This is a genomic window from Amycolatopsis sp. NPDC003731 (assembly GCF_053586895.1).
The window spans coordinates 1-3,219 of sequence record NZ_JBSFNC010000291.1; the positions used below are offsets into that span (position 1 = coordinate 1).

A 3,219-nucleotide genomic window follows, 5' to 3' on the forward strand; every position below is an offset into this window, starting at 1 on the left:
CCTGAACTGAGGCCTATCACTTTGAGCCGGGCCCGCAAGCCCGCGTAGTCGGCCCGCTCTGCGCTGTGGGTTGCGGGCCCGGCTCAAAGCGATTTTCACGGCCTCAGGCGACGGGATGACCACCCAGCTCCTCCGATTGCGAGCGCGCCGCGCTCTACCTGCGGATCAGCTCCTCCGCCACCCACTTCGCCACTTCTTCGGGGTATGGACTCCCCAGTCCCAGCACCACATGTTCGAAGCCCGCCTCTGCGGCCTCGGCTATCTTTCCGCGGGTCACCTCCGGTCGGTTGTACTCCACTGGCAGGAAGATCGATCGCGTTATCTCCGCCGGGTCGCGGCCGATCTCCCTGCAGTACCTGTCCAGCAAACGACTGCGGCCTGCCAGATCCTCGATGTCGCCGCCGCCCGGGATGTTCCACAGGTTTGCGTGCTCGGCCACCACTCGCAGGGTTGCGCCGGCCCGGCCGCCGATCATGATCGGGGGGTGTGGTTTCTGCACCGGCTTCGGGTTTCCGAATGCTCCCGTCAACGACACGTGCTTGCCCGTGAAGTCGAACGGTTCCGGTGATGTCCACAAGCGGCGGATCACCGTGCACGCCTCCGCCAGGGCCGCCACCGCGTCCTCCTGGCTGTGGTAGGGCAAGCCGTGTGCGTCGTACTCTCGCCGCGCCAGTGGGTGGCTTGGCCGGGAGCCGGCGCCGATGCCGAAGTCGAGCCTTCCGCCCGACACGATGTCGACCGTCGTCGCGATCTTGGCCAGCATTGCCGGTGGGCGGAACCTGTTGCTGGTCACCAGCAGGCCGATGCGCATCCGCGATGTCCGGGCCGCCAGGGCCGACAGCAGGGTCCAGCCCTCGAAGATCGGGCCGGACGGGTCGCCCGCGATCGGCATCAGGTGGTCGAACAGCCACGCGTGCTCGATCTCCGGCACCTGGTCCGCCTCGCGCCACACGCGCAGGATCTCGTCGTACCCCACCTGCATCGGTGCGGTCATGATGCCGAACTTCACCGGCGCCGCCGCAAGGTCGGGTCCAGCAGGGCCGGCGGGGTGTCGAACTTCTCGTCCGGGGCCAGGTCGACGCCGGGCGCGACGATCGAGTCGAGCTCGTCGAGGACGTCGGCCGGCAGCACGGTGTCGGCGGCCGCGAGCTGGGACGTCAGGTGGTCGAGCGTGCGCGGGCCGATCAGTGCGCTCGTCACGCCCGGGTGCGCCGTGACGAAGCCGAGCGCCAGCTGGATCAGGGTGAGGCCGGCGGCGTCGGCCACCTTGACCAGCTTTTCGACGGCGTCGAGCCGGGCCCGGTTGGCCGGGACGTCGAGGTCGAAGCGCTGCGGCAGGACCTTGGCGCGGTTGCCGCTGAACTCCCGGCCCGCGCGGACCGCGCCCGACAGCCAGCCCGAAGCCAGCGGGCTCCACGCCAGCACGCCCATGCCGTACTCCTGGGTCACCGGCAGCACGTGAGCCTCGATGCCGCGCTGCAGGATCGAATAGCTCGGCTGCTCGGTGACGTACCTTCCGAGGTGGTGCTCGCGGGCGGCCCACTGCGCCTGGACGATCCGGTACGCCGGGAACGTCGACGACCCGAAGTACCGGATCTTGCCCGCGCGCTGCAGATCGGTCAGCGCGGAAAGCGCTTCCTCGTCGCTGGTCGTCGGGTCCCAGCGGTGGAGCTGGTAGAGGTCGACGTGGTCGACGCCGAGGCGGCGCAGGCTGTCGTCGAGCGCGGTGACCAGCCAGCGGCGGGAATTGCCGCGGTGGTTGCGCTCCTCGCCGATCGGCATGGTCGCCTTCGTGGCCAGCACGAGGTCGTCGCGGCGGCCGGCGATCGCCTTGCCGACCATCGTCTCCGACTCGCCCTCGCCGTAGAAGTCGGCGGTGTCGATCAGGTTGACGCCCGCCTCGAGGGCGGCGTCGACGATGGCGGTGGCGTCGTCCTGGGTGGTGTTCCCGATGGCGCCGAAGTTCATCGCGCCGAGCGCGAGAGTGCTGACCTGGACACCGGTGCGGCCCAGGGTGCGGTACTGCATGAGAGAGGCCTCCGTGGCAAGATGGAGCAAACGGAACGTTGCTCCGCTAACCATACGGAACACTGCTCCGCTTAGCAAGGAGGATCGGTGGACAAGCCCAAGCGCGCGGATGCCCGGCGCAACGAGAAGGCGTTGCTCGACGCGGCGGCCGCGGTTTTCGTCGCCTCCGGCGTCGACGCGCCGGTCCGCGACATCGCGGCGAAGGCCGGCGTCGGGATGGGCACCATCTACCGGCACTTCCCGACCCGCGCGGACCTGATCATCGCCGTCTTCCGGCACCAGGTGGACGCCTGCATGGAGGCGGCGCCGGCCCTGCTGGCTTCGTGCGAATCGCCGTACGCCGCGCTGGCGCAGTGGATCGACCTGTTCGTCGACTTCCTGGTGACCAAGCACGGGCTCGCCGGGGTGCTCCAGTCCGACAACGCCGGCTTCGAGGCGTTGCACGCTTACTTCCTGGACCGGCTGGTGCCGGCGTGCGGCGAGCTGCTCGACGCGGCGACGGCCGCCGGCGAGGTCTGGGCCGAGGTGGCGCCCCTGGACCTCATGCGCGGGGTCGGCAACCTCTGCATCGGCGCGGACGACCCCCGCTACGACGCGCGGGGGATGGTGAAGCTCCTTGTCGCCGGGCTGCGGTGCGAGACCATGGAGGCATGACGGCGTGGCGGGAGTTCGAGGCGGCGGAACCGGCGTTCGCGGCGCGGGTACGGGCGTTGTTCGACGCGCACAAGCACAAGACGATCGCGACCCTGCGGGCGGACGGCTCACCGCGGATCTCGGGGATCGAAACGGCCTTCGAGGACGGTGAGCTGACCTTCGGGTCGATGCCGAACGCGCGCAAGGGCGCGGACCTGCGGCGAGATCCGCGGTTCGCGCTGCACAGCGCGACGGTCGACCCGGTCGACGGCGCCGAGGCGCAGTGGCCGGGCGAGGCCAAGATCGCCGGGCGGGTGCGCACCGAGGACGGCGAGCGGTTCGTGGCCGACGTCGCCGAGGTCGTGCACACCCACCTGAACGAGGCGGCGACACTGCTGGTCGTCGAGTGGTGGACGCCCGGCGGCGGCCTGCGCAAGGTCGAGCGCGAGTAGTCCCGCCCCCCGCCCGGAGGTCGCGAATGCGTGTGCGCAGAGTGAGCGCCTAGCCTTGTCACGGGCCGGTCTCGGAAAAACCGGCTCAGAGCCCACGACATGTGCA

General features: G+C 70.1%; 4 protein-coding genes. 2 read left to right on the forward strand and 2 right to left on the reverse strand.

Annotated features, from left to right (window positions below; all coding sequences use genetic code 11):
- Positions 1–154: 154 nt before the first annotated feature.
- The gene (locus ACWDN5_RS46535; protein WP_449680772.1) at positions 155–1,009 is read right to left on the reverse strand and encodes an LLM class flavin-dependent oxidoreductase; all 855 of its coding nucleotides are present in this window, start codon (positions 1,007–1,009) and stop codon (positions 155–157) included.
- A complete protein-coding gene (locus ACWDN5_RS46540; RefSeq protein WP_310971109.1) occupies positions 1,006–2,028 on the reverse strand; it encodes an aldo/keto reductase in 1,023 nt (340 codons plus the stop codon). The genes ACWDN5_RS46535 and ACWDN5_RS46540 overlap by 4 nt, the downstream gene beginning before the upstream one ends.
- An 87-nt stretch (positions 2,029–2,115) precedes the next feature.
- On the opposite strand from ACWDN5_RS46540, the gene ACWDN5_RS46545 reads away from it, so the two are divergent.
- Both ACWDN5_RS46545 and ACWDN5_RS46550 read left to right on the forward strand, forming a co-directional pair.
- On the forward strand, positions 2,116–2,682 hold the full coding sequence (locus ACWDN5_RS46545; RefSeq protein ID WP_449680773.1) for a TetR/AcrR family transcriptional regulator: 567 nt from the start codon (positions 2,116–2,118) through the stop codon (positions 2,680–2,682).
- On the forward strand, positions 2,679–3,113 hold the full coding sequence (locus ACWDN5_RS46550) for a pyridoxamine 5'-phosphate oxidase family protein (protein WP_449680774.1): 435 nt from the start codon (positions 2,679–2,681) through the stop codon (positions 3,111–3,113). The genes ACWDN5_RS46545 and ACWDN5_RS46550 overlap by 4 nt, the downstream gene beginning before the upstream one ends.
- Positions 3,114–3,219 lie beyond the last annotated feature (106 nt).